Annotated in this window: 24 protein-coding genes; 10 read left to right on the top strand and 14 right to left on the bottom strand. The window is 68.8% G+C overall.

The genetic code is table 11. The features are described from left to right. Nucleotides 1–37: 37 nt before the first annotated feature. Nucleotides 38–1,156 (top strand): hypothetical protein, encoded by a 1,119-nt coding sequence (locus AC3ERS_RS13155; protein ID WP_431967047.1) that lies wholly within the window; start codon nucleotides 38–40, stop codon nucleotides 1,154–1,156. Beyond that, nucleotides 1,153–1,641 carry a h domain protein gene (locus AC3ERS_RS13150; protein WP_431967045.1) on the top strand — a complete coding sequence of 163 codons (489 nt, stop codon included), beginning with the start codon at nucleotides 1,153–1,155 and terminating at the stop codon, nucleotides 1,639–1,641. The genes AC3ERS_RS13155 and AC3ERS_RS13150 overlap by 4 nt, the downstream gene beginning before the upstream one ends. A 27-nt stretch (nucleotides 1,642–1,668) precedes the next feature. Here the strand turns inward: AC3ERS_RS13150 and AC3ERS_RS13145 are convergent, their stop codons facing one another. Further along, nucleotides 1,669–3,075, bottom strand: a complete 1,407-nt coding sequence (locus AC3ERS_RS13145; protein ID WP_431967426.1) for a sensor histidine kinase — start codon at nucleotides 3,073–3,075, stop codon at nucleotides 1,669–1,671. 140 nt (nucleotides 3,076–3,215) lie between these two features. Further along, the gene (locus AC3ERS_RS13140) at nucleotides 3,216–3,953 is read right to left on the bottom strand and encodes a response regulator transcription factor (RefSeq protein ID WP_431967043.1); all 738 of its coding nucleotides are present in this window, start codon (nucleotides 3,951–3,953) and stop codon (nucleotides 3,216–3,218) included. Between the two features lie 544 nt (nucleotides 3,954–4,497). On the opposite strand from AC3ERS_RS13140, the gene metE reads away from it, so the two are divergent. Beyond that, nucleotides 4,498–6,801 carry a 5-methyltetrahydropteroyltriglutamate--homocysteine S-methyltransferase gene (metE, locus tag AC3ERS_RS13135; RefSeq protein WP_431967041.1) on the top strand — a complete coding sequence of 768 codons (2,304 nt, stop codon included), beginning with the start codon at nucleotides 4,498–4,500 and terminating at the stop codon, nucleotides 6,799–6,801. 178 nt (nucleotides 6,802–6,979) lie between these two features. On the opposite strand, the gene AC3ERS_RS13130 is transcribed toward metE, so the two are convergent. Beyond that, entirely contained in the window at nucleotides 6,980–7,267 is a 288-nt protein-coding gene (locus tag AC3ERS_RS13130) for a hypothetical protein (protein WP_431967039.1), read from the bottom strand. A gap of 206 nt (nucleotides 7,268–7,473) precedes the next feature. On the opposite strand from AC3ERS_RS13130, the gene AC3ERS_RS13125 reads away from it, so the two are divergent. Beyond that, complete coding sequence (locus AC3ERS_RS13125) at nucleotides 7,474–7,899, top strand: VOC family protein (RefSeq protein ID WP_431967037.1); 426 nt, start codon at nucleotides 7,474–7,476, stop codon at nucleotides 7,897–7,899. Further along, nucleotides 7,899–8,489, top strand: coding sequence for a TetR/AcrR family transcriptional regulator (locus AC3ERS_RS13120; protein WP_431967035.1), 591 nt, complete (start codon nucleotides 7,899–7,901; stop codon nucleotides 8,487–8,489). Before AC3ERS_RS13125 ends, AC3ERS_RS13120 begins: the two co-directional genes overlap by 1 nt. Nucleotides 8,490–8,638: 149 nt before the next feature. Here the strand turns inward: AC3ERS_RS13120 and AC3ERS_RS13115 are convergent, their stop codons facing one another. Both AC3ERS_RS13115 and AC3ERS_RS13110 read right to left on the bottom strand, forming a co-directional pair. Then, nucleotides 8,639–9,871 carry an AI-2E family transporter gene (locus AC3ERS_RS13115; RefSeq protein ID WP_431967033.1) on the bottom strand — a complete coding sequence of 411 codons (1,233 nt, stop codon included), beginning with the start codon at nucleotides 9,869–9,871 and terminating at the stop codon, nucleotides 8,639–8,641. A gap of 80 nt (nucleotides 9,872–9,951) precedes the next feature. After that, a complete protein-coding gene (locus tag AC3ERS_RS13110) occupies nucleotides 9,952–11,007 on the bottom strand; it encodes an NAD(P)-dependent alcohol dehydrogenase (protein WP_431967031.1) in 1,056 nt (351 codons plus the stop codon). 216 nt (nucleotides 11,008–11,223) lie between these two features. Between AC3ERS_RS13110 and AC3ERS_RS13105 the strand changes: the two genes are divergently transcribed. Beyond that, nucleotides 11,224–12,324, top strand: coding sequence for a S1C family serine protease (locus tag AC3ERS_RS13105; RefSeq protein ID WP_431967029.1), 1,101 nt, complete (start codon nucleotides 11,224–11,226; stop codon nucleotides 12,322–12,324). A gap of 28 nt (nucleotides 12,325–12,352) precedes the next feature. Here AC3ERS_RS13105 and AC3ERS_RS13100 read toward each other — a convergent pair whose 3' ends face one another. The 4 genes from AC3ERS_RS13100 to AC3ERS_RS13085 all read right to left on the bottom strand — a co-directional run bounded on the left by AC3ERS_RS13100 (nucleotide 12,353) and on the right by AC3ERS_RS13085 (nucleotide 14,543). Further along, nucleotides 12,353–12,919, bottom strand: coding sequence for a vitamin K epoxide reductase family protein (locus AC3ERS_RS13100; RefSeq protein WP_431967027.1), 567 nt, complete (start codon nucleotides 12,917–12,919; stop codon nucleotides 12,353–12,355). Beyond that, nucleotides 12,916–13,665, bottom strand: coding sequence for a thioredoxin domain-containing protein (locus AC3ERS_RS13095; RefSeq protein ID WP_431967025.1), 750 nt, complete (start codon nucleotides 13,663–13,665; stop codon nucleotides 12,916–12,918). The genes AC3ERS_RS13100 and AC3ERS_RS13095 overlap by 4 nt, the downstream gene beginning before the upstream one ends. Before the next feature lie 207 nt (nucleotides 13,666–13,872). Beyond that, nucleotides 13,873–14,316 (bottom strand): PIN domain-containing protein, encoded by a 444-nt coding sequence (locus tag AC3ERS_RS13090; protein WP_431967023.1) that lies wholly within the window; start codon nucleotides 14,314–14,316, stop codon nucleotides 13,873–13,875. Then, complete coding sequence (locus AC3ERS_RS13085; RefSeq protein WP_431967021.1) at nucleotides 14,313–14,543, bottom strand: ribbon-helix-helix domain-containing protein; 231 nt, start codon at nucleotides 14,541–14,543, stop codon at nucleotides 14,313–14,315. The genes AC3ERS_RS13090 and AC3ERS_RS13085 overlap by 4 nt, the downstream gene beginning before the upstream one ends. Nucleotides 14,544–14,661: 118 nt before the next feature. Between AC3ERS_RS13085 and AC3ERS_RS13080 the strand changes: the two genes are divergently transcribed. Further along, nucleotides 14,662–15,441 (top strand): class I SAM-dependent methyltransferase, encoded by a 780-nt coding sequence (locus AC3ERS_RS13080; RefSeq protein WP_431967019.1) that lies wholly within the window; start codon nucleotides 14,662–14,664, stop codon nucleotides 15,439–15,441. Between the two features lie 187 nt (nucleotides 15,442–15,628). Next, the gene (gene lexA / locus AC3ERS_RS13075) at nucleotides 15,629–16,279 is read left to right on the top strand and encodes a transcriptional repressor LexA (protein WP_431967017.1); all 651 of its coding nucleotides are present in this window, start codon (nucleotides 15,629–15,631) and stop codon (nucleotides 16,277–16,279) included. A gap of 308 nt (nucleotides 16,280–16,587) precedes the next feature. Here lexA and AC3ERS_RS13070 read toward each other — a convergent pair whose 3' ends face one another. The 4 genes from AC3ERS_RS13070 to AC3ERS_RS13055 are packed head-to-tail and all read right to left on the bottom strand — an operon-like array spanning nucleotide 16,588 to nucleotide 19,309. Next, on the bottom strand, nucleotides 16,588–17,433 hold the full coding sequence (locus AC3ERS_RS13070; RefSeq protein ID WP_431967015.1) for a polyphosphate kinase 2 family protein: 846 nt from the start codon (nucleotides 17,431–17,433) through the stop codon (nucleotides 16,588–16,590). Between the two features lie 46 nt (nucleotides 17,434–17,479). Further along, the gene (locus AC3ERS_RS13065) at nucleotides 17,480–18,208 is read right to left on the bottom strand and encodes an ESX secretion-associated protein EspG (RefSeq protein ID WP_431967013.1); all 729 of its coding nucleotides are present in this window, start codon (nucleotides 18,206–18,208) and stop codon (nucleotides 17,480–17,482) included. Further along, a complete protein-coding gene (locus AC3ERS_RS13060) occupies nucleotides 18,205–18,882 on the bottom strand; it encodes a hypothetical protein (protein ID WP_431967011.1) in 678 nt (225 codons plus the stop codon). The genes AC3ERS_RS13065 and AC3ERS_RS13060 overlap by 4 nt, the downstream gene beginning before the upstream one ends. 4 nt (nucleotides 18,883–18,886) lie before the next feature. Next, nucleotides 18,887–19,309, bottom strand: coding sequence for a hypothetical protein (locus tag AC3ERS_RS13055; RefSeq protein ID WP_431967009.1), 423 nt, complete (start codon nucleotides 19,307–19,309; stop codon nucleotides 18,887–18,889). Nucleotides 19,310–19,474: 165 nt separating this feature from the next. Here AC3ERS_RS13055 and AC3ERS_RS13050 point away from each other — a divergent pair, with 165 nt between their 5' ends. Together AC3ERS_RS13050 and AC3ERS_RS13045 are read left to right on the top strand one after the other, a co-directional pair. Further along, nucleotides 19,475–20,221: a GntR family transcriptional regulator gene (locus AC3ERS_RS13050; protein ID WP_431967007.1), complete on the top strand. Its 747-nt coding sequence runs from the start codon at nucleotides 19,475–19,477 to the stop codon at nucleotides 20,219–20,221. A gap of 103 nt (nucleotides 20,222–20,324) precedes the next feature. After that, the gene (locus AC3ERS_RS13045) at nucleotides 20,325–20,531 is read left to right on the top strand and encodes a hypothetical protein (RefSeq protein WP_431967005.1); all 207 of its coding nucleotides are present in this window, start codon (nucleotides 20,325–20,327) and stop codon (nucleotides 20,529–20,531) included. A 103-nt stretch (nucleotides 20,532–20,634) separates the two neighbouring features. On the opposite strand, the gene AC3ERS_RS13040 is transcribed toward AC3ERS_RS13045, so the two are convergent. Further along, on the bottom strand, nucleotides 20,635–21,267 hold the full coding sequence (locus AC3ERS_RS13040) for a class I SAM-dependent methyltransferase (RefSeq protein ID WP_488186842.1): 633 nt from the start codon (nucleotides 21,265–21,267) through the stop codon (nucleotides 20,635–20,637). Nucleotides 21,268–21,293: the final 26 nt, after the last annotated feature.

Raw genomic sequence — 21,293 nt, 5'->3', positions numbered from 1 at the left:
CGCGCGCAGGCGGGCCGTTCGCTCGGCGGGCCCGCCCGTGGAGGGCGCCGACGCGGTGACGGAGGAGTCGGCGACGGATGCCGCTCGGCTCGGCGGCGAGGAGACCGCCGGGCGGGTGAAGGCTGCCGAGAGTGTCGGGCGGACTGCGGATGCCGAGGCCGCCGGGCAGGCGAAGGCCGGCGAGAGCGCCGGGCAGGCGAAAGCTGCCGAGAGCGCCGACCGCCCGAAGCCCGCCGACAGCGCGGAGCGAGCAAAGGATGCCGACAGCGCTGAGCAGGCAAAGGATGCCGACACCGCCGAGCTGGCGAAAGATGCTGACAGCGCGGGGCCGGCGAAAGATGCTGACAGCGCGGGGCCGGCGAAAGATGCTGAGAGCGCCGGGCAGGCGAAGAATGCCGACAGCGCGGTGAAAGGTGCTGACAGTGCTGGGCAGGCGAAGATCGCCGAGATCGCCGAGGCTGTGGAAAACGCCGACACCGTCGCGCTGACGAAGAGCGAGCCGAAGGACAGCGGTGCTGCCGACCCGGTGCAGGTTTCGGCGGGTGTGGAATCCGCCGGTGCGCCGTCTGCCGACCTCGGTAAGGCCGAGGCCGAGACGGCGACGTCCTCGGATGAGACCTCCGGTTCCACCGACGGGGACGACACCGCCGAAGGCTTGCGCGGCGACCGGTCCGTCGTCGGAAGCATCGTGGCGGTGGCCGTCGCGGCGGTCCTCGTCCTCTCCCTCGTCGGGGGCGCGGTCGCCTCGGTCTTCGTCGCGAGGGCCGCCGGCGAGCGCGACGAGCGCCGCACCGCTTACGTGCAGACCGCGCGGCAGGCCATTCTGAATCTGACCACCATCAGGGCCGACTCCGCCAAGGAGGACATCGACCGGATCCTCTCGATGGCCTCCGGCCAGTTCAAGACCGAATTCGACGGCCGGGTCGATCCGTTCCTGAGCATCGTGCAGCAGGCCAAGGTCGTCTCCAACGGCGAGATCGTCGAGGCCGCGCTGGAAAGCGACGCCGACGATTCCGCGAAGGTGCTCGTCGCCGCCAAACAGACCCTGACCAACGCGGGCCAGGCCGAGCCGCAGACGCGGTTCTACCGGTTCCGGGTCACCGTGACCCGCACCGACTCCGGCCTGTCCGCCTCGAATGTGGAGTTCGTGGCATGAACGGAACACGGGGCTTGATCGCGGCGGGCGCCGCGGGCGCGGTGGCGCTGGCGGCGGTGATCGTCATGGCCATCAACGGATTCGGGTACTGGTCGGACCGGCAGGACGAGCAGGCCAGGCAGGACGCGGTCACCGCGGCCGACCGGACGGTCTCGGCCATGTTCAGCTATGACTACGGCAGCGTCGACACCGTGCTGCCGAAGGCCGCGGACAACCTGTCCGCCGACTTTCGCGAGGACTACCTGAAGCTGATCAGCCAGGCCATCGCGCCGGGCGCCAAGGAGAAGCAGCTCACCGTGCGGGCCACCACCCAGGCGAGCGGCGTGGTCTCCGCCGACCGCGACCACGCGGTGGTGCTGCTGTACCTGAATCAGGTGACCACCAGCAAGGAGTCGCCGCAGGGGACCACCACCGGCAGCCGGGTGCGGGTCGCGCTGGACAAGACCGACGACCGCTGGCTCGTCGACTCCGTGACGCCGATCTAGGAGTCGCTCGATCCAGGAGTCGCCGCTCTAGGAGTCTCGGGGCAGCCGCACGGTGAATGTGGCGCCCGCGCCCGGGGTGCTGGTGACCCGCACGTCGCCGCCGTGCGCGGTGACCAGCGCCTGCACGATGGACAGACCCAGACCGGTGCCGCCGCTGGCGCGGGCGCGCGAGATGTCGGTGCGATAGAAGCGCTCGAAGATCCGCTCGGCCTCCTCGGACGGCAGGCCGGGACCGGTGTCGGCCACCTCGAGCAGCACGTCGTCGTCGCCGGGCGTGAGACGAACGGTCACCGAGGCGTCCGGCGGGGTGTGCGTGAGGGCGTTGTTCAGCAGATTCGCCAGCACTTGGCGCAGCCTGGCCTCGTCGCCGTTGATTTCCAAAGTTCCCGAACCGGAACACACTTCGAGGGCGATCGGGCGGCGCGGGCCGTCCGGATCGGCGGCCGCGGCGACCGCGCGGGCGTTGTGCACCGCGTCGCTGGCGACCGCGAGCAGATCCACCGTGCCGCTCTCCAGCGGGCGCTGCGCGTCCAACCGGGCCAGCATCAGCAGATCCTCCACCAGCAGGCCCATCCGCTGCGCCTCGCGTTCGATCCGGTCCATGAACATCCCGGGATCGGTGGCCGCGCCCTGCCGGTGCAGCTCGGCGAAACCGCGAATGGTGGTGATCGGGGTTCGTAATTCATGGCTGGCGTCGGCGATGAAGCGGCGCATCTTCGCCTCGGAGCTCTTCGCCGCCGCCTCCGAGGCCTCGGTCGCCGCGAACGCGGATTGGATCTGCGCCAGCATGCCGTTCAGCGAACGGGACAGCCGATCCACCTCGGTGTTGGTGCCGCGCACCGGAACCCGGCGGTGCAGATCCCCCCTGGCGATGGCCGCCGCGATGTTCTCCACCCGGCGCAGCGGGCGCAGGCTGCTCCTGATCACGAAATACGCGGCCAGCGCGAGCGCGGCGAGAACGGCGAGGCCGATCACCAGCTGGAGTGTCACCAGCCGCTGGACGGTCTGCTGATTGTGGGTGAGCGGCAACGCGATCGTGGTGATCGTGTCCTGGTGGTGCACGGTCACCACGCGCCATTGGACGTCGGAATCACCGACCGAACCCACCGTCACCGGCTCGAGAGAAGGCGGATTCGGCAAATCGGGGGTGGCGTCGACATTGAACGGCTGCAACACGAAAGTGCCTGTGCCGTTCTTGTTCTCGGTGACGATGTAGAACGGGCTCGGCGCGGTGCGCTGATCCGGCGGCGGAGTCGGCGGCGGCAGCGGCGGGCGCGCGGTCCTGGCGCGGGTCATCGCGGCATCGTGCAACTGCTGATCGGTGCGGTTCAGCAGCGACACCTCCAGCGACGACGTGACCGCCCAGCCGGAAGCCAGCAGGCCCAGCGCCGCCAACACCACTAGGGCCACCACCAGCGTCACCCGCAAGGGGATGGCGCCGAGCCGCTGCGCGAACGCTTCCCGCGCCCGGCGCGCCCGGCCTGCTTCGCGGGCGGCGCGCCGCTGCGCCGAAGGGCGAGTTCGCTTGGCGGCGGGCGCTTTCCGATCGGCGTCTGCGCGCACCGAGCCGATACTCACGGGCCCAGCGGGCGGCCGCGCTGCGGCGCCCGCATCACGTAGCCGACACCACGCAAGGTGTGGATCAGTCGCTGCTCGCCGGTGTCCACCTTCTTGCGCAGATACGACACGTAGGTCTCCACAACACCGACCTCGCCGCCGAAGTCGTAGCGCCATACGTGATCCAGGATGCGCGGCTTGCTCAGCACGGTGCCCGCGTTGACCATGAAATACCGCAGCAGGGTGAACTCGGTGGGGGAAAGGGTGACCGGCTCGCCCGCCTTCCACACCTCGTGGGTGTCGTCGTCGAGCTCGATGTCCTCGAAGCGAATGCGCGAACTCTCCTTCGCGGATTCGCAGGGCCCGGCGCGGCGCAGCACCACCCGCAGCCGGGCCACCACCTCCTCCAGGCTGAACGGCTTGGTGATGTAGTCGTCGGCGCCCAAGGTCAGGCCCGCCACTTTGTCCTGCACGTCGTCGCGGGCGGTCAGGAAGAGCACGGGCGCGTCGATGCCGTCGGCGCGCAGCCTCGGCAGCAGGCCGAAGCCATCGATGCCAGGCATCATCACGTCGACGATCAAGGCCTGCGGCCGGAAGCTGCGGGCACGGTCCAGCGCCTGCGCGCCGTCGCTCGCGGTCTCCACCTCGAAGCCCTGGTAGCGCAGGCTCACCGAGAGCAGTTCGAGGATCATCGGCTCGTCGTCCACCACCAGCACTCTGGCCTCGGGGGACTGATCCGCGGGCGCACCAGTCATGAGTTCATGGTGCGCCAGGTATCTGCGAGGATGCTGGACCTTTCCTGGGAACTAGCTGTGTTGATGGTTCGGTGATCCAGGGCGGGTTTGCGGGCTGTGTTTTTGGCGCGCTGGCGCGCGCGTGTTCGCGGCCCCCTGGTGTCTCGCGTCCGAGCGGTCGCGTCTCGCGCCTGCGGCGCATGCGTCGCGACCGCTCGGACGCGAGACGGGCCGCGAACGGGCTCGTAAGACTCGCCCTGGGGGTGGCTGGGAGTGCGTGGATGGTGCGATCGGTCGGAGGTCGTGCCAGCCCGAGTCTGACGGCCTGAGACTCTCCCCTGAGGTGGCCGGGTGTGTTGTGGATGTGCGGTCGATCAATGGTCGGGCCGAATGAGGTGAGGCGCCGCCACCAGCGCTTCGCAGTGACAGCAGTAGTAATCGGCATAGGCTGCAAGGATGCCGGGCCGTTGGCACGGCTCGGCCGGACACCGGAAAGCGCAGTGTTGTGCGTCGTCCGCCGTGCGGAGCGGATATCGCGCAGGTGATCGAAAGGGAGTTGCCGCGCATGGTCAACGTCACGGATGGCTACGGGTCGAGCATTCTGGGGTATCCCAGGATCGGACCGCACCGGGAACTCAAGCGGGCGCTGGAGTCCTACTGGCGGGGCTCGCTCTCGCGTGAGGAACTGCTCGAGGTCGGTCGCGACATCCAGGAACAGCAGTTCAGCGAGCTGGCCGCCACCGGGCTCACCCAGGTGCCGGGCAACACCTTCTCCTTCTACGACCACGTGCTGGACAACGCGCTGATGTTCGGCGCGGTGCCGAAGCGGTTCCAGCCCTACCAGGACGTGATGGAGCCGCTGGACTTCTACTTCCTGATGGCGCGCGGGCGGCCCGACCTGCCGCCGCTGGAGCTGGTGCGCTACATCGGCACCAACTACCACTACCGCCAGCCCGAACTCGACGCCGAGACCGATTTCTCGCTGCATCCCGAAGCTCTGCTCGACGAGTTCGACCGGGCCAAGGAGCGCGGCATCGAGCTACGTCCGGTCATGCTGGGCCCGCTCTCGCTGCTGCTGCTCTCCAAGGCGGGGCAGGTGCCCGGCGAGGCCGAGTTCGACACGCTGACCCTGCTCGACAAGCTGCTCCCGGTCTACGAGGAGCTGTTCGAGATCCTCGCCAAGCGCGGCGCCACCTGCGTCCAGCTGGACGAGCCCGCGTTCACCAGCGAGCGCAGCGAGGCCGAGCTGGCCGCGTTCGAGCTGGCCTACCAGCGGCTGTCCAAGGCGCCGCTGCGGCCACGCATGCTCGTCACCGGTCAGTACGGCGATTTCGGACCGGCGCTGGCCATCCTCGCCGCGTCCAATGTCGAGGCCATCGGTCTGGACCTGGCCAGCCACCGCATCCGCCCCGAGGATCTCGCCGAGGTGCCCGGCATCCGCCGCAAGCGGCTGTACGCGGGCGTGATCAGCGGCCGCAACGTGTGGCGCGCAGACCGTTTCGTGACGCTGGAGTACCTCAACGAACTGGCCAAGGTGTGCCCGGATCTGGTGGTCTCCACCGGAAGCACGCTGCTGCACGTGCCCTACGACCTGCTCGTCGAATACGACATCGAGGGCAACGTCGCCGATCGCCTCGCCTTCGCGAAACAAAAGGTGGGCGAGGTGGTTTCGCTCGCCAAGGCGCTCACCGAGGGTCCCTCGGAGAAGTGGCGCAAGCGGCCGACGGAAGTGCACTTCAAGCAGAAGCACGCGGTGCGCCAACGGGTTTACGCGATCACGCCGCAGATGCGCGAGCGCGAGCCCTACGAGCAGCGCCGAATCGCCCAGCAGGCCAAGCTGAACCTGCCTCCGGTGCCCGCCACCACGCTCGGCTCGTTCCCGCAGACCGACCGAATTCGCCAGGCCCGGTACGAACTCGGCGAGGGACGGCTGTCCTACGACGAGTACCGCAAGCGGATCGAGGCCGAGATCGAGGCCACCATCCGTCTGCAGGAGGACATCGGCCTCGACGTGCTGGTGCACGGCGAGCACGAGCGCAACGACATGATCCAGTACTTCGCCGAGCTGCTCGACGGCTTCGCGACCACCCACTTCGGCTGGGTGCAGGTGTACGGATCCCGTTGTGTGCGACCGCCGATCATCTACGGCGACGTCTCGCGCCCGGCGCCGATGTCGGTGGAGTGGATCACCTACGCCCAGTCGCTCACCGACCGGCCGGTCAAGGGCATGGTGACCGGCCCGGTCACCATGATCGCGCGTTCGTTCGTGCGGCAAGACCAGCCGCTGCACGAGACCGCCGACCAGGTGGCGCTGGCGATCCGTGACGAGGTGGTGGATCTGGAAAAGGCGGGCATCGCCATCATCCAGGTGGACGAGCCCGCGATCAGGGAGATGCTGCCGCTGCGCGACGTCGGCCGCGCGGAGTACCTGCGCTGGGCGGTCGGCGCGTTCCGGCTGGCCACCTCTGGTGTGCGGCCGGAGACCCAGATCCACACGCACATCGGCTATTCCGGTCGCGCCGAGGTCGTGGAGGCGATCGATCAGCTCGACGCCGACGTCACCGCGATCGTCGCCACTCGCTCCATCGAATGGGTGCTCAAGGCGCTCAAGGAGGACTGCGCGTCGGGCCACGGCCTGAGCCACGGTGTCGGTCCCGGTGTGTACGAAAGCCGTTCGGCCCGTATCCCGGACATCGACGAGCTCGACGAACTGCTCACGGCAGCGGCCGAGGCTGTCACCCCGGAACGGCTGTGGGCCAATCCGGACGGCGGACTCAAGACCCGGCACTATTGGCAGCTCGAGCCCTCGCTGCGCAATCTGGTCGCCGCCGCGCGGCGCATCCGGCGGCGCATGCCGACGGCCGAATAGTCAGCCGAAACGGGCCGCTTTTCCGTCACGAAATGGAAACGCGGCCCGTTGTTTTTCACGCCTCTGCGGCGGGGACCTCAACTCGCTACGGTGTGTACCTCAGCCGAGTGGGTCGGCAATTGCTCTCGCTGCCAAGGGAGTGGCGCCAGCGCGGCGGAGCCGCACGCAGGCACCGTGATCAGTAGTAGTAGTAGTTACCGTAGGAGTCGTAATTCTCGGTCGATGAGCCGGGAGTGAGGTTGGTCTGGCCGCCCGGGGTGAGGTCGGTCTGGCCGCCGGGGGTCAGATCGACCTGCCCTCCGCACACCAGGTTGGGCCAGGTACAGGTCGCCAGATTGGCGTCCTGACCAGCCTGGGCCACGCCTGCCGTCAGCAGGCCCGCGCCCAGTAGGGCGGGCGCCGCGGCGATAGCCATGGCGCGGGCGAACCGGTGGGTGCGGCGGGTCGAGCGCTGGTTCGAGGTCATACGAGGGTGCTCCTTCGTGTCGGTGTGGCGGGGCGGTCCCGCTGTCGTGATGACGCCGTCCAGACTGCTCGACGCCGGATCGCGTCGAAAGGACACCCAGGGTGCACGCCAGCGCACCCTCCAAGTGGTTCGATCCCACCAAGGTGAAGCTTCCGTTCCGGTCGCAACCCGCTATTTCGGTACGGTCCGTACCGTATTATTTGGGTATGACTGTGGATGAACGAGCGTGGCCCGATTCGCTACGGGTGGCCCAGGTACGGGTCGCGCGGCCGACGGATCGGCTGGACGAGGTGGTGCGGTTCTACGTCGAGGGGCTCGGCCTTCGCGAGCTGTACCGATTCGAGAACCACGCGGGGTACGACGGTGTGATGCTCGGTCTGCCCGGCGCCGAGTATCACCTCGAGTTCACCTCGCATGTGGACGGAAGTCCCTGCGCCGCACCGAGTTCCGAGAATCTGCTAGTCCTCTGTTTCGAGGATGAGGCGCAGATGTACGACGTCGCGCAGCGGCTCGGTGAATTCGGCGTCGAGCCGGTGCCCGTCGAGAATCCGTACTGGGCGGCGCACGGCGGCTTGGCTTTTCCCGATCCGGACGGCTGGCTGGTCATGTTGATGCCGCGGCCGGTGTTCTGATGGCAGGCCGCGCGCGCGACGATCGGATCGATGCGGCGGTGCTGATCGCCGCGCGAGAACTGCTGAGCGAGAACGGATATGCCGAGCTCTCGATCGGCGGGGTGGCCACCAGATCGGGAATTCACCGTCCCGCGATCTACCGGCGCTGGCCCTCCAAACGGCACCTGGTGGTGGCGGTGGTCGCCGATCTCCTCGGCCTGCGGCCCACCGCGAACACCGGCGACCTGCGCGCCGATCTGACCGCGGCGATGCGCGATCTCGTCGCTGCGCTCCGCGATACCTCGCTCGATCGGGTGCTCCCCGCGCTGCTCGCCGATCTGGGCAATGATCCGGAACTGCGCGAGCACTTCCTGGCCACGGTCTTCGAGCCCCGGCGGCAGACCACGGAAATCGCACTACGCGCGGCGGTCCGGCGCGGCGAGGTCCGCCCCGACATCGATATGGACTTCGTCCTCGACGCCGTCGCCGCTCCGATCTACTTTCGCGCGCTGTTCGGCCACCTGCCGCTGGACGACGAACTCGCCGAAGCGTCGGTGGACGCGGTCATGCGCTTGGTCGCGGCGGGGGACGGCACGGGCCGCCTTCCCTAGCGAAACAGAAGGCGGCCCGTTGTACGGTTGCCGCTCCGATCTGCTTTCGCGCGCAGTTGGGCCGCCCGGACACGCACCGGAGCATCGGTAAACGCGGGACTGTGTTCGGTCGCCGCATCGCAAGACGGAGGACGACGGACCCTTCAGTGCTAGGCGCGGGTAATCCGGACCATCAATTCCCGCAGCCGGTTCCGGCCGTTGCGCTTGGGCGGCTCGGGGGCCGGGGATTCGACGTCGGTCTCCACCTCGTAGCGCCGGATGTAGGCCCCCGCGAAGGCTTGCACGGTCGCGGTGACGGGGATGGCGAGCAGGGCGCCGGTGGCCCCGAGTAACGCGGCGCCCGCGATCACCGCGCCGAAGGCGACCGCGGGGTGCATGTCGAGCGTGGTGGCGGTGATGCGCGGCTGCAACACGTAGTTCTCGAACTGCTGGTACAGGACGATGAAGCCGAGGATCCACAGCGCGTCGCCGGGGCCGCCGTTCACCATCGCGACGATCACCGGAAGCGCGCCCGCCAGGTAGGTGCCGACGGTCGGAATGAACTGGGAGACCACGCCGACCCACAGCGCGAGCGCGAAAGCCGATGGCACGTCGAGTATCCGCAGCACCACGTAGTGCGCGAGCGTCGAGCAGACGGCGAGCAGGCCGCGCGAATAGATGTAGCCGCCGGTCTTGTCGACCGCGATGTCCCAGGCGCGCAGCACGTGCCGCTGGCGATGCGGCGGCAGCAGCGAGGACACGGCATTGCGGAAGCGCGGTCCGTCGGCGGCGAAATAGAAGGTGAACAGCAAGACGCCGAGCCCCTGGAAGAGCGCGCCGATGGCGGCCGTTCCGATGCCCCAGGCATTTTCGGCGAGGCCGACCAGATAGCCCTCGATCTGGTCGCTCCACTCCGTCGCGTATTTCTGTATGTCGGTGCCGGACAGTTCCGTGTGGAAGGTGTTGTTGACCCAGTCGACGATCCGGTCGGCGTATTCGGGCGCGTTCTGCACCAGCGTGGTCACTTGATTGACGAGCAGTGAGCCCAGCGTCCACAGGAACCCGACGACGATCAGCAACAGGCCGAGGAACACCACGCCCGTCGCGATGCCGCGCCGCACCCCGCGCGCGGCGAGCCAGTTGACCGCGGGCTCGATGGCGAAGGCGAGGAACAGCGAGACCATCAGCACGGTCAGCAAACCCTGCAGCCGCTGGAGCACCCAGAACCCGACGATCAGTCCCGCGACCGTGGCGGCGGCGAGCAGGAAGGCGCGCAACAGCCACGGCGGCGGCGCGTTCGAGACGTCGGACGTCGACGCCTCGGCCTTCGGCTTCTCGGACCCGGGCGCGTGGGAATCCGCACCGGACTTCGGCGTGGTCGAGTCTTGGTCATCCGCGGACACAAAACCACGGTACTGAGCTGCGCGTCCGGCCGCCCGCAACATGCCAGCGCGGCGCGAACCCGTGCCCGCCGGAAGTACTCCTAGATGGTCGCGGTGTCGATGACGAAGCGGTATCGCACGTCGCTGGCGACGACGCGGTCGTAGGCGTTGTCGATCTCGTCGGCGGAGATCAGTTCGATCTCGGCGCCGATGCCGTGCTGGGCGCAGAAGTCCAGCATCTCCTGGGTCTGCGCGATACCGCCGATCATCGAGCCCGACAGCGACCTGCGGTAGCCGGCGAGGGTGAACGGCTTGACGCTCAACGGGTTCTCGGGCAGGCCGAGGATCACCAGGGTGCCGTCCAGGTTCAGCAGTTTCATGTAGTCGTCCAGCGGCAGGTCGGCCGAGACCGTGTTGAGGATGAGGTCGAAGCGGCCGCGCAGTTCGCGGAAGGTCTGGCGGTCGCCGGTGGCGTAGTAGTGGTCCGCGCCGAACCGCTTGCCGTCGTCCTGCTTGCTCAGCGAGTGGCTCAGCACGGTGACCTCCGCGCCCATCGCCGCGGCGATCTTCACGCCGATGTGCCCGAGCCCGCCCATGCCGATGATCGCGACGTGTTTGCCGGGCCCGGCCTGCCAGTGCCGCAGCGGCGAGAACAGGGTGACGCCCGCGCACAGCAGCGGCGCGGCCACGTCGAGTCCGATGCCCTCCGGGATCGACACCACGAAGTTCTCGGTCACCACGACCCGGGTGGCGTAGCCGCCCATGGTGTAGCCGCCCGGCTGCACCTCGGGCGCGACAGCGGAGTTGTAGGTCATGGTGGCGCCGACCTGGCAGTACTGCTCCTCGTCGGCCAGGCACGGACCGCACTTACCGCAGGAGTCGACCATGCAGCCGACGCCGACCCGGTCGCCGACCTTGTACTTGCTCACCGCAGAACCCACCGCGGCCACCAGGCCCGCGATCTCGTGGCCCGGCACGCACGGGTAGCGGGTGCCGCCCCATTCGTCGCGGGCGGTGTGGATGTCCGAATGACAGATGCCCGCGTACTTGACGTCGATCAGCACGTCGTGCGGACCGAGTTCCCTGCGCTCGATGGTGACCTTCTCGAAGGCTCCGTCGGGAGCGGGCAGGGCGTAGGCGGCGGCAACAGTGCTCATGAATACATGCCTACCGTCGCATGCGCGGATTGCCAACCTATACGGCTTCGCGACGCCGCGTGTTTGCCGAGACGGGTTTGCCCCGGGGAGCGCGGGGGATGTCCATCCTGCCCGGTTTTCCGACCCTCGGCGGGTGCGACGGCCGGAAATCCTGATCTACGGTGAAGATCTCCGGCCACAATGGAATTCGTCAGGCGTAGCAGAGGCGGGAGTGCCATGGACGACGGACGACGCGGCAGCGGCGGCGGGCGGGCGCTGGCGCTGATCGTGGTCGCCCTGCTCAGCCTCGCCGGCTTCCTCGGGTATCGCGGTGAGCTGCCGGGCTGGCCGTTCACCGGCCCTGGCTCGGTCGTCGCGCCGATGGAGCACGAAGCCGCCCCGCCGATGGACCCGGTCGCCGTCGCGGCCGCCGTGAAACCGGCCCTGGTGAACATCAGCACCGCCGCCCAGATGTTCGGTCAGGGGGCCGCGGGCTCGGGCATCGTGCTCACCGCCGATGGACAGGTACTGACCAGCCATCACGTGGTCAAAGGCGCCGAATCGGTCACCGTGACGTCGGTCGGCACGGGGGAGGTCTACTCCGCGAACGTGCTCGGCTACGACTCCAGCGCCGACATCGCCCTGCTCGAGCTGGCCGACGCCGCCGGACTCACGATCGCGCAGCTCGGCAGTGCCGCCGATCTGCGGTTGGACGACGAGGTGCTCGCGATCGGCAACGCGGGTGGCACGGGCGGCCCGCCGACCGCGATCGCCGGGAAGATCACCGATCTCGACAGCACGATCGTCGCGCTGAACTCGGCCGATCTCTCCCGCAAGGCGCTGTCGGGGATGCTGGAGATCGCGGCCGCGGTGAGTTCGGGGCAGTCGGGGGGAGCGCTGGCCGATCGGCGCGGTGCGATCGTCGGCGTGATCACCGCGGCGTCGGGCGATCGCGACCGGGCGGTCGATCGGCAGCCCAACGGCTACGCGGTGCCGATCGACGCCGCCATGCGGGTGGTGCGCCAGATCCGCTCCGGCACGCCGACCGAGACGGTGCACATCGGCCCGACGGCTACGCTCGGCGTGCTGATCTCCGACGCGAAGCCGAGCGGCGCGCGCATCGATGTCGCGATCTACGGCAGTCCCGCCGCTGCCGCCGGACTCGCCGACGGCGAGGTGATCACGTCCATCGACGGCAAGGCGGTCACCACCGCTCGGGCTCTGCGCGCCGCGATCAACGTGCGCAAGCCCGACGACACGGTGCGCCTGGGAGTGATCGGCGTGGGCGGCGTCGAGCGGACGGTGACCGTGGTGCTCGGCAAGGGCGCGCCGAACTGACGCGAGCGCGTCAGCACAGGCGGCAGGGTCAGAACAGGCTCAGCCAGTAATCCTGGAACCGCAGGAAGACCAGCAGCAGCACCACCGCGTAGAAGAGCGCGACGATGGTCCAGCGCCATTCGGCGAGCACGCGGAGCGGGCCGCGCGACTCGCCCCACAGCTGGTCGGTGGCCACCGCGAACAGCGGGGTGACGATCGCCCAGACCACCATGCAGTACGGGCACAGCGCGTTGATGCGGTACAGGCTCTGGAAGATGAGCCAGCAGACGAAGCCGATGCCGGCGACCGTGCCCAGCCACAGGCCGCCCCAGATCCACTTCGGGAACCCGAGCCCGGCCACCGCGAGGACGCCGAGCGTGACCACGACGGAGAACGCGACGATGCCGAGCAGCGGGTTCGGGAACCCGAACACCGAGGCCTGATCGGTGACCATGACCGAGCCGCAGGACAGGATCGGATTGATGCTGCACGAGGGACGGTAGCCGGGATCGGTGAAGAGCTTGAACCGCTCGATGGTCAGCGCCATCGAGGCGAGCCAGCCCGCGAGGCCGCAGATCAACAGCAGCCAGGCGGACCGGGGTGGCGCGGCGATCACTGGCCCGCGGCCGCCGCGGCGATGGTCTGCTCGAGCGCGCTCGGGTTGACCTGCTTGCCGTTCACGAACACCGTCGGCGTCGACTGGATGCCGCCGTCGAAGGCCTTGTTCGTGGTGGACGCGACGAACTTCTCGTAGGTGCCGTCGGTGATGCAGCTCGCGACGGCGTCGGTGTAGCCGACCGACTTCGCGATCTCGATCAGCTTCTCGTCGGGCAGGCCGTTGCCGCCCTCCGGCGGCTGCTGGGCGAACATCGCCGACAGCCACGTCTGGTACTTGGTCGGATCCTGCTCGGCGACGCAGTAGGAGGCGTTGGCCGCGCGGGTCGAGTACTGGGTCGTGGAGGCCTTGTCCAGGAACGAGATGATGTTGTATTCGACCGCGGCGGTGCCGGTGCTCACCGCGTCCTCGAGCACCTTGCCGTAGGTGGCCTCGAAGGCCTTGCACGCCGGGCACTGGAGGTCGGCGACCAACCGGACGGTGACCTTCGCCTCGGGCTTGCCGATCCGGATGGAGCCGTTGTCGGTGATCGAGCCGCCGACGGCGCCCGGCGTCTGCGCCGCGGCGATGGTCGGGGTGGGACCGGGATCGTCCTTCTCCGCCTTCTTGATCGCGAGTCCGATGCCGATCGCGGCCACCAGGCCGATCAGCACGGCGGCCACCGCCACCTGGATGAGGATCTTGCGGTTGCGGTCGGCGCGCTCCGCCTTCAGCAGCGGATTAGTCCGTCCCGGATTGTTGCTCACCGTGCGTTCACCACGCCTTTCGCTCGCCTGCCGGTTTCGCCTGCCGCCACGATGGTAGTTCCGGAACTCCTCGTCGAGCGGGCATGGTCCACATCATCGTGCGTCAACCTGAGAGATTCCGAAATGTCGCGTGCGGAGGCTCAGCGGGCCTCGGCTCCGCTCAGCCCGAGGCCGACGGCGTCGCGGGCCCACGACGGCGCCGACGGCTCAAGCGTCTTGGAGCAGCAACCGAAACGAGGGGTGGGCAGGCGTCAGTGGCCGGATGGCGCGAAAGTCCTTCTCATCCAATGTCAGGATGTCGTTGGTCAGGTAGCGCTCGGCGAGCACTACGTTGACCGCATCGGCGAGATCGAGTCGCAGCCCGCGGTACTGTCCCATGATCTGCTGCGACGCTCGAAGATCGTCATGATCGATCGGTGGGACGAGTACCGCGCCTTCCTCGGCAGAGGTGAGCAGATCGTCGAGGACGAGATCGGCGATGCGACGGTCTTTGCCGAATCGGGCGATCAGCAGATGATCGATCTCATCGAGCACCAGCGGCGAGACGACGGCCACTGAGGTGGCCAGGAATTCGCGCGCGCGATCCTGCAGCTCGGCGGCGCGATCGTAGGCCGCGATGATCGCCGAGGTGTCAGCGATGAAGAAGCTCATCGCCCGTAGGCCTCGCCGAGCGATTCCTCACTGTCGGCGGCGAAATTCGGATCCCCGGAGTCGAATGACGGCCATGGCCTGCTTCGGCGAACCCGGTGTGTGCGGAGCAAAACGAGGTCGATCCCTTCTCGAATGAGATCGGCTTCCGACCGCCCGGACTCCTCCGCCGCCTGCTTGAGACGGGCCGCCTGCTGGGATTCGAGGTACACGCTCGTCTTGGTCTTCATAGAATGTAGGGTACTACGTAGGGTACTGGCGTGGCCACGGCTCGTTCGACTGTGGGCGGCCTACTGATGGCAGCGTTGTCGCGCCCGGACGCCGGCGCTCGCCGTCTACCGTTGAGCCATGTCCGGGGATACCGCGCGCGACTTCTACGACCATTTGGCCGGGGACTACCACCTGCTCTACCAGGACTGGCCCGCGGCGGTCGCGGGGCAGGGGCGGGCGTTGGATCGGGTATTGCGGGGGCGTCTGGGGGCGGGGCCGTCGACCGTCTTGGACGCGGCGTGTGGGATCGGGACGCAGGCGATCGGGTTGGCGGCGTGCGGGCATGCCGTGGTGGGGATGGATTTGAGTCCGGTGGCGGCGGCGCGGGCGGCCGAGGAGGCGCGGACCCGGGGGTTGCGGCTGCCGACGTTAGCAGGCGATATGCGGGCGCTGCCCTTCGACGGCGGGTGGGCGGATGCCGTGGTGTGTGCCGACAACGCGTTGCCGCATCTGCTGACGGCCGTCGAGGTCGGTACCGCGCTCGGCGAGATGTGGCGGGTGCTGCGGCCGGGCGGTCTGCTGGTGCTGACGACCCGCGACTACGACGCGCTGCGCGCCGCCAAACCGGCTGGGCAGCCGCCGAAATCGATCGAGTCGGTCATGGGGCGCGCGATCACCTTCCAGCTCTGGCACTGGGACGACGACGGCGAACGCTACGACTTCGAGATGTTCCGCCTCACCGAGGGTGGCGACGGCTGGGCCGTCCGGGTGGGCGGCGCGCGGTACTGGGCGCTGACCAGGGCGCAGCTCACCGAGTTCGTCGTGGAGGCGGGTTTCGCCGAACCGACCTGGCATGCGCCGGAGGAGACCGGCTTCTTTCAGCCGGTGCTCACCGCGCACCGGCCCGGCCCGGCCTGATCGCGCGGTGCTCCCGCCGCAACGCAGGACGCTGCACCGTCTCGGGCCGCTCGGCACTCCGGACCGGCCGCCCGGCGTCGCTGCAACGTGCGTGGCACGGGCCGCGCGCTGGGGGCCGCCCGGCTCCGGACCGGCCGCCCGGCGTCGCGTGCGGGGTTTGTCCGAGCCCGCCCTTAGCATTCCCCGGGTGACCGGATACGACTTCGAGCATCTCGACACTTCGACGCTGCCGCCGCGCCAGCAGCGCATCCTTGCCGTGATCCGGGACTGGGTCGTCGAATACGGGTATCCGCCGAACACCAGGCAGATCGGCGATGCGGTCGGCCTGAAGTCGGCGTCCTCGGTCTCCAAACATCTGAAGAACCTGGAGGAGAGGGGCTTTCTGCGCCGCGGCGCCGCGGTGGCGCGCCCGATCGACGTGCGGTTGTTCCTCCAAGGCGCGGCGCGGGCGGAGCACTCCGACGCCGCGGTCACCGTTCCCGTGGTCGGCGACATCGCCGCGGGCGCACCGATCCCGGCCGAGCAGCACACCGACGAGACATTGACGCTCCCGCGCGAATTGGTCGGTCGCGGAACGGTTTTCGCGCTCCGCGTGCGCGGCGACTCGATGATCGACGCCGCCATCTGCGACGGTGACACGGTGGTGGTGCGCCAGCAGAGCGAGGCGCACTCCGGCGACATCGTGGCCGCCATGATCGGCGAGGAAGCCACCGTCAAGGTGTATCGCCGCCGCACCGGCCACGTCTACCTGGAACCGCGCAACCCGGCCTACGACGTCATCGACGGCGACGAGGCCGTGATTCTCGGCAAGGTCGTCTCGGTGATGCGCCGGATCTGAGGCGCACGGCGGGCGGCCCCCGCCGGGAGGGGAACGACGGGGGCCGCATGGGGCACCGAGGCGGACCTGTTCGGGTCGACCGATTGCCTCGGTGTGTTCTGTTATCTCCGCGGACGCCCGTTTCGTAGCAATCGGTTTCGTAACACCCAGCTGTGCAGAAACCAGCGTGTCACGGCCCGCTGCTCACTCATCCCGCCGTCGCCGACGAGGCCGTCATCGGCGTACGGGACGGGGCGGGCGAGGAGGTGCCCAAGGCGTTGGTGATGTGTGCGCAAGGATCTCCGGCTGGAGCAGTATCGGGTCCGAGGCTAGGCATGCTCCAAGCGGCGGAGTTGTTCGGCGATGTCGAAATTCGCCGCGGGCCAGTCGAGTTCCAGCTTCTCCAGCGCATCGATGAGCAGTTCGGTGACCGCGAGGCGGGCGTACCACTTGTGGTCGGCGGGCAGCACGTACCAGGGCGCGTCGGCGGTGGACGTGCGATCCAGCATGGCCTGGTACGCCTCGTGGTAGGCGGGCCAGTAGGCGCGCTCATCGATGTCGGAGGGGTTGAACTTCCAGTACTTGTCCTGGCGCTCCAGCCGCTGGCACAGCCGCTTCTTCTGCTCGTCCAGCGAGACGAACATGGCGACCTTCACCAGGGTGATGCCCTGGCCGATCAGCTCGCGCTCGAACTGGTTGATCTCGTCGTAGCGCGGCTCCCACTCCTCGCGGGGTACCAGCTCGTGCACCCGCACCACCAGGACGTCCTCGTAGTGCGAGCGGTCGAAGACGCCGATCTGGCCGCCGCGCGGCAGTGCGTTGCGGATGCGCCACAGGTAGTGGTGCCGCCGCTCCTCGTCGGTCGGGACGCCGAAGGCCGCGTGGTCGACGCCCTGCGGGTCCACCGAACCGATGACGTGCCGGACGATGCCGCCCTTGCCCGCGGTGTCCATGCCCTGCAACACCAGCAGCACGCTGCGCTTGTCGCCGGAGCGCCCGTTGGCGTAGAGCTTCTCCTGAAGCACGGAGAGCGCCTCGCCGCGCTGCATCAGCAACTTCTGGGCATTCTTCTTGTCCCCGGTGAATCCGGGTGTCGACGAGGTCGCCAGTTCCGCGATCCGCAAACCGTCGGCTTTCAGTGCCTCGGTGACCGGGACAGACCAGTGCTTCACCATCGACCACACTTACCACGTCTGTCCGCGCCCGGAGCGGCGTTCGGCGTCAGCGGATCTGTGCGAGCCTCAGCAACTGCACGGCGAAATCGTCGTCGGTGACCGGGGTGAGGATCAGATCGTGCGAGGTGGTCAGCAGGTAGCGGCCGTCGCCGGTGAAATCGAGCCAGGTGCGGTGGCGCGTCGGAGGTGACATCGGATTGTCCGGGTCCACGGTCACGGTGATGAACCCGCGGCAATCCACCGGCTTGCGCAACGTCTGCCGGAAGCGGGCCGCGCCGCGCTGGCCGTTGGCCGAGGGCGTGTCGGCCGACTCGATGGTGAGCACCGCGTCCTGCGGCTCGCGCATCGCGCCGAGCCGTCCCGGCTGCGCCGAGCCGATCACCTGCACCAGGCGCTGGCCGAGGTTGCGCGCGTGACACATCTGCACGGTCACCTTGTCCGGCGCGGCGACCAGCACGCCCGCGTGATTGTGCACCACCGCGGCGAACGCCAGGATGCGATCGCCATCGGAGGCGCTGCCGTTGCGCCCCGGTGCGCTGCGTTCGCCGGAGAGGGTGATGGTGGTGGCGTCGGTGCGCGCGCACAGCATCAGCGCCGCGGCCAGGTCCGGATCGGCCTGCCTGGCGAACCGTTGTGGCAAACGCAATGCGGCGTACTCGGTTTCGGTGCGCACGGTGGACGACGGCACCATGTTGATCGGATACGGTCGCCTGTCCAGGTTCGTTTCGCTTTCCCAGACATGCGTGAATTCGTCCGGGGTGAGGACCCATCTCACCGTGCGCCGCCCCCGCCGTCGGAGGGGGCGCGCGGCGGGGTGAACCGGGGCACGCTGTCGCCGGAGGCGGGCATGGTCGGGGTGTAGACGTAGGTCATGGTGTCCTGGGCGTCGGCCTCGGCCGTCGCGGCGGCCAGGTCGTGGTCCATCCTGCGGCGCCCGCCGGACACGGCCTCCGCGGCCGGGTCGTCCAGCGGCGCATAGCGCCGCGGTTGCGGGATCGCGGCGCGGATCGTCTGCGCCGCATCGCGATTGAGCTCCATGAGGCGCTGCACCGCCCGGCACACGTCGTGCGCTCCGGCGCCCGCCCTGATGAACTCGCGCGTCGCGCGCTGTGCCGCCTCGGCGGATCGCCCTGACCAGCGGGCGAATTCGCGATTGGCGGTGTCGGCGAAGCTCTGGAAGGCGTCGGCGACCGCGTCGGCGTTGGCTTGCCATGCCGCGGCCGTCTCGCCGAGCGCGCCGGGATCGAGCGCTTCGTGCACCCGGTCCCATATCTCCACGTGGGTGTAGGCGCCGAATCGCTCCCGCTCCGGCGCGTAGGCGGGATCCGTTCCGCCGCTGGAGGTTCCGGCGGACGCGGCGAGTGCGCGTTGTTGCACCCTGATCTCGTCGGCAGCAGCTCTGGCCGCGGCGTCCACCACGGTCACCACCTCCGCATTCCGGACTCGCACGCGGTCATCGCGGATCCAGGTACTCGGTGACCAGTTCGAGCGCGGCTCGATTCGCCGCCTCCGCGTCCGCGAGTTTACGGCCCGCCGCGAGATACGCCGCTTTGAAGAGCAGCGCGGTCTCCTGGAAGGCGGCCACGGTATCGAGGAACTGCCTGCCCTTGTCGCCGAACCCGGCGGCCAGGCAGCGGCCGGTCGGCAGGTCGGGAAAACCGGCGACCTCGGTGACCGAATGTCCTGTGGCCATGGCCTTTCGCAGGTCGTCGACCAGCCGGTCGCAGGCGGCGGCGAGATTCTCGGCCACGTCCTCGGCCAGCTCGAAACGCTCGCCGCCGTCCGCGCCGATGGCCGCCGCGTACAGCCCCCTGGCCAGCCCCTGTCCGGTATCCGGCACCGCCATCTGGGTCGCCCCCTTCTGTTCGGTCCACACCCACGGCCATACTGGTCGGCACTCTACCGCTCGGTAACCAACCCCGTTGCCGGCTTTCCCCCGCGCACCTGCTGTGATGTGGCGCACGGTCGGCCACCTGGCGTGGTTCGCGAGCTGATTACACTGACCGGAAGTATTGGCAGATCCCGGAGCGGAAGGCGTTCGGTGCCCGACATCGAAGAAGTACTCCCGAAGTATCAGCAGATTTCGGGGTACATCCGTGACCAGATCGAGCGTGGCGAACTCGCTCCCGGCGCCGAGGTGCCCTCCGAACGCGAGCTCGCCGTCGCGTGGAAGGTCGCGCGGCCGACGGCAGCCAAGGCGCTGAATACGTTGCGCCAGCAGGGATTGGTGGAATCCCGGCGCGGGTCGGGCACCTTCGTGCGCGGTCCGGACGCGGTGCCGCTGGTGCGCGAATCCGCCGGGCGGGCACGGCAGTACGGCGCGATGTACGCCGAAAGCGAGCCGGTCGACATCCTCGCCGCCGAACTCGTCGGCGGCCCGGAGTACGTGACCGACGCGCTCGGCCTCGCGGCCGGTAGCGAGGTGATCGCCCGCAGGCGACTGGTCACCGGAGACAACGGCGACGCCGAACTCTCCACGTCCTGGTTTCCCGGCGATCTGGCCGGGGTCGCCGACCGCCTGCTCGATATCCAGCGGCTGCCCGGTGGTACCGCAACCTATTTGGAGGCGGTGACCGGTCGCCGGGTTGCGTCGGTGTTCGACGAGGTCAGCGCCCGCTTGGCGACCTCGGAGGAGCGCAAGCGGTTGCGGCTGGCCCGCACCTCCGCGGTGCTGGTGTACCGGCTCACCGCGCTCGACGCCGACGGCGCTGCATTGCAATTCGACGAGGGCATCTATCCGCCCGAGTCCTGGGTATTCCGCCAGGAATATTCCGTTCGCGGTGCGTGACACGCGGTCGATGACGCGCCGTGATGCCGTTGACAAGGCGGAATGACGCCTGGAATAGTCCGCTTTGCTAGGGAATGGACTAGGCCGCAGGGTGGGAGGTGCGATGCTCGATCAGTTGACCATCGGTGGCTGGGTAGTCGTCGGCGAGCACTGCTCGGTCCGGCGCGCCACGTTGCACTGCGACGACTACCTGACCTATGTCTTCGAAAATGGCGGCACGGAACTCGATTTCGCGGTCGCGCCCGCTGTGCTGCAACGGATGGTCGAGCTCAGCGGAATCCAAGTGTCTGCCGACGATCGGCCCGACTGACCGAGGCTTCGGTTCGCGCAAGCCGGACCCGTCCGAGACACTGTGTGCCACAGGCGGCTCCGGAACGCGCTAGCCGAAAGTTCGATCCGCCCTGGCTTTTCGCTCAAGCCGGACGGGTCGCGCTGACGTATTGAAGCAGCCGGTGCACGCTCTGATCGATCTCGACCAGCCCGAGTTCGCGGAACAGGTTCGGGAAGGTCTGGTGATCGAACACCCGCAAACCGCTCCAGCCGCCGACGATTCGGCTCGCCTGCCCGAACGGGGTGTCGGCGCGGTGGCTGGTGGTGATGGCGATGCGGCCGCCGGGGGCGAGCACGCGCACCATCTCCCGGGTGGCGGCGAGCGGATCGGGGATCAGATAGAGCGCCTCGAAACAGCACACCGCGTCGAAGACGCCGTCGGCGAAAGGCAGCGCGCGAGCATCCCCGCGCAGATAGCCGACCCGCGGACCGGCGTTGTCGACCACCGCGCGCGCCAGCATCGGTTCGGAATAGTCCACGCCGACCGCGAAGCCGCCCTCGGACAGCGATTCGCTCAGGTGCCTGGTGAAATTGCCCGGACCGCAAGCGATGTCGAGCACCTTCTTGTCCCCGGCCAAGCGCAGCGTGCGCACCGCGTCGCGGCGATCCGACGCGGTGCTGCGACCGCTGGCCAAGTAGAACAGCGTCGGCCGCCACGCACGCTGGTACACGGCGGCCAGCGCAGGATGATTCATGGTGCGGCGCGCCAGGTTCACCGCGCCGCCCTCGCGGACTCGTACTG

It is taken from the genome of Nocardia sp. bgisy134, from assembly GCF_057708325.1.
Note: the sequence above shows the minus strand (reverse complement) of the source record. Positions and strands in the feature narration are given on the sequence as shown.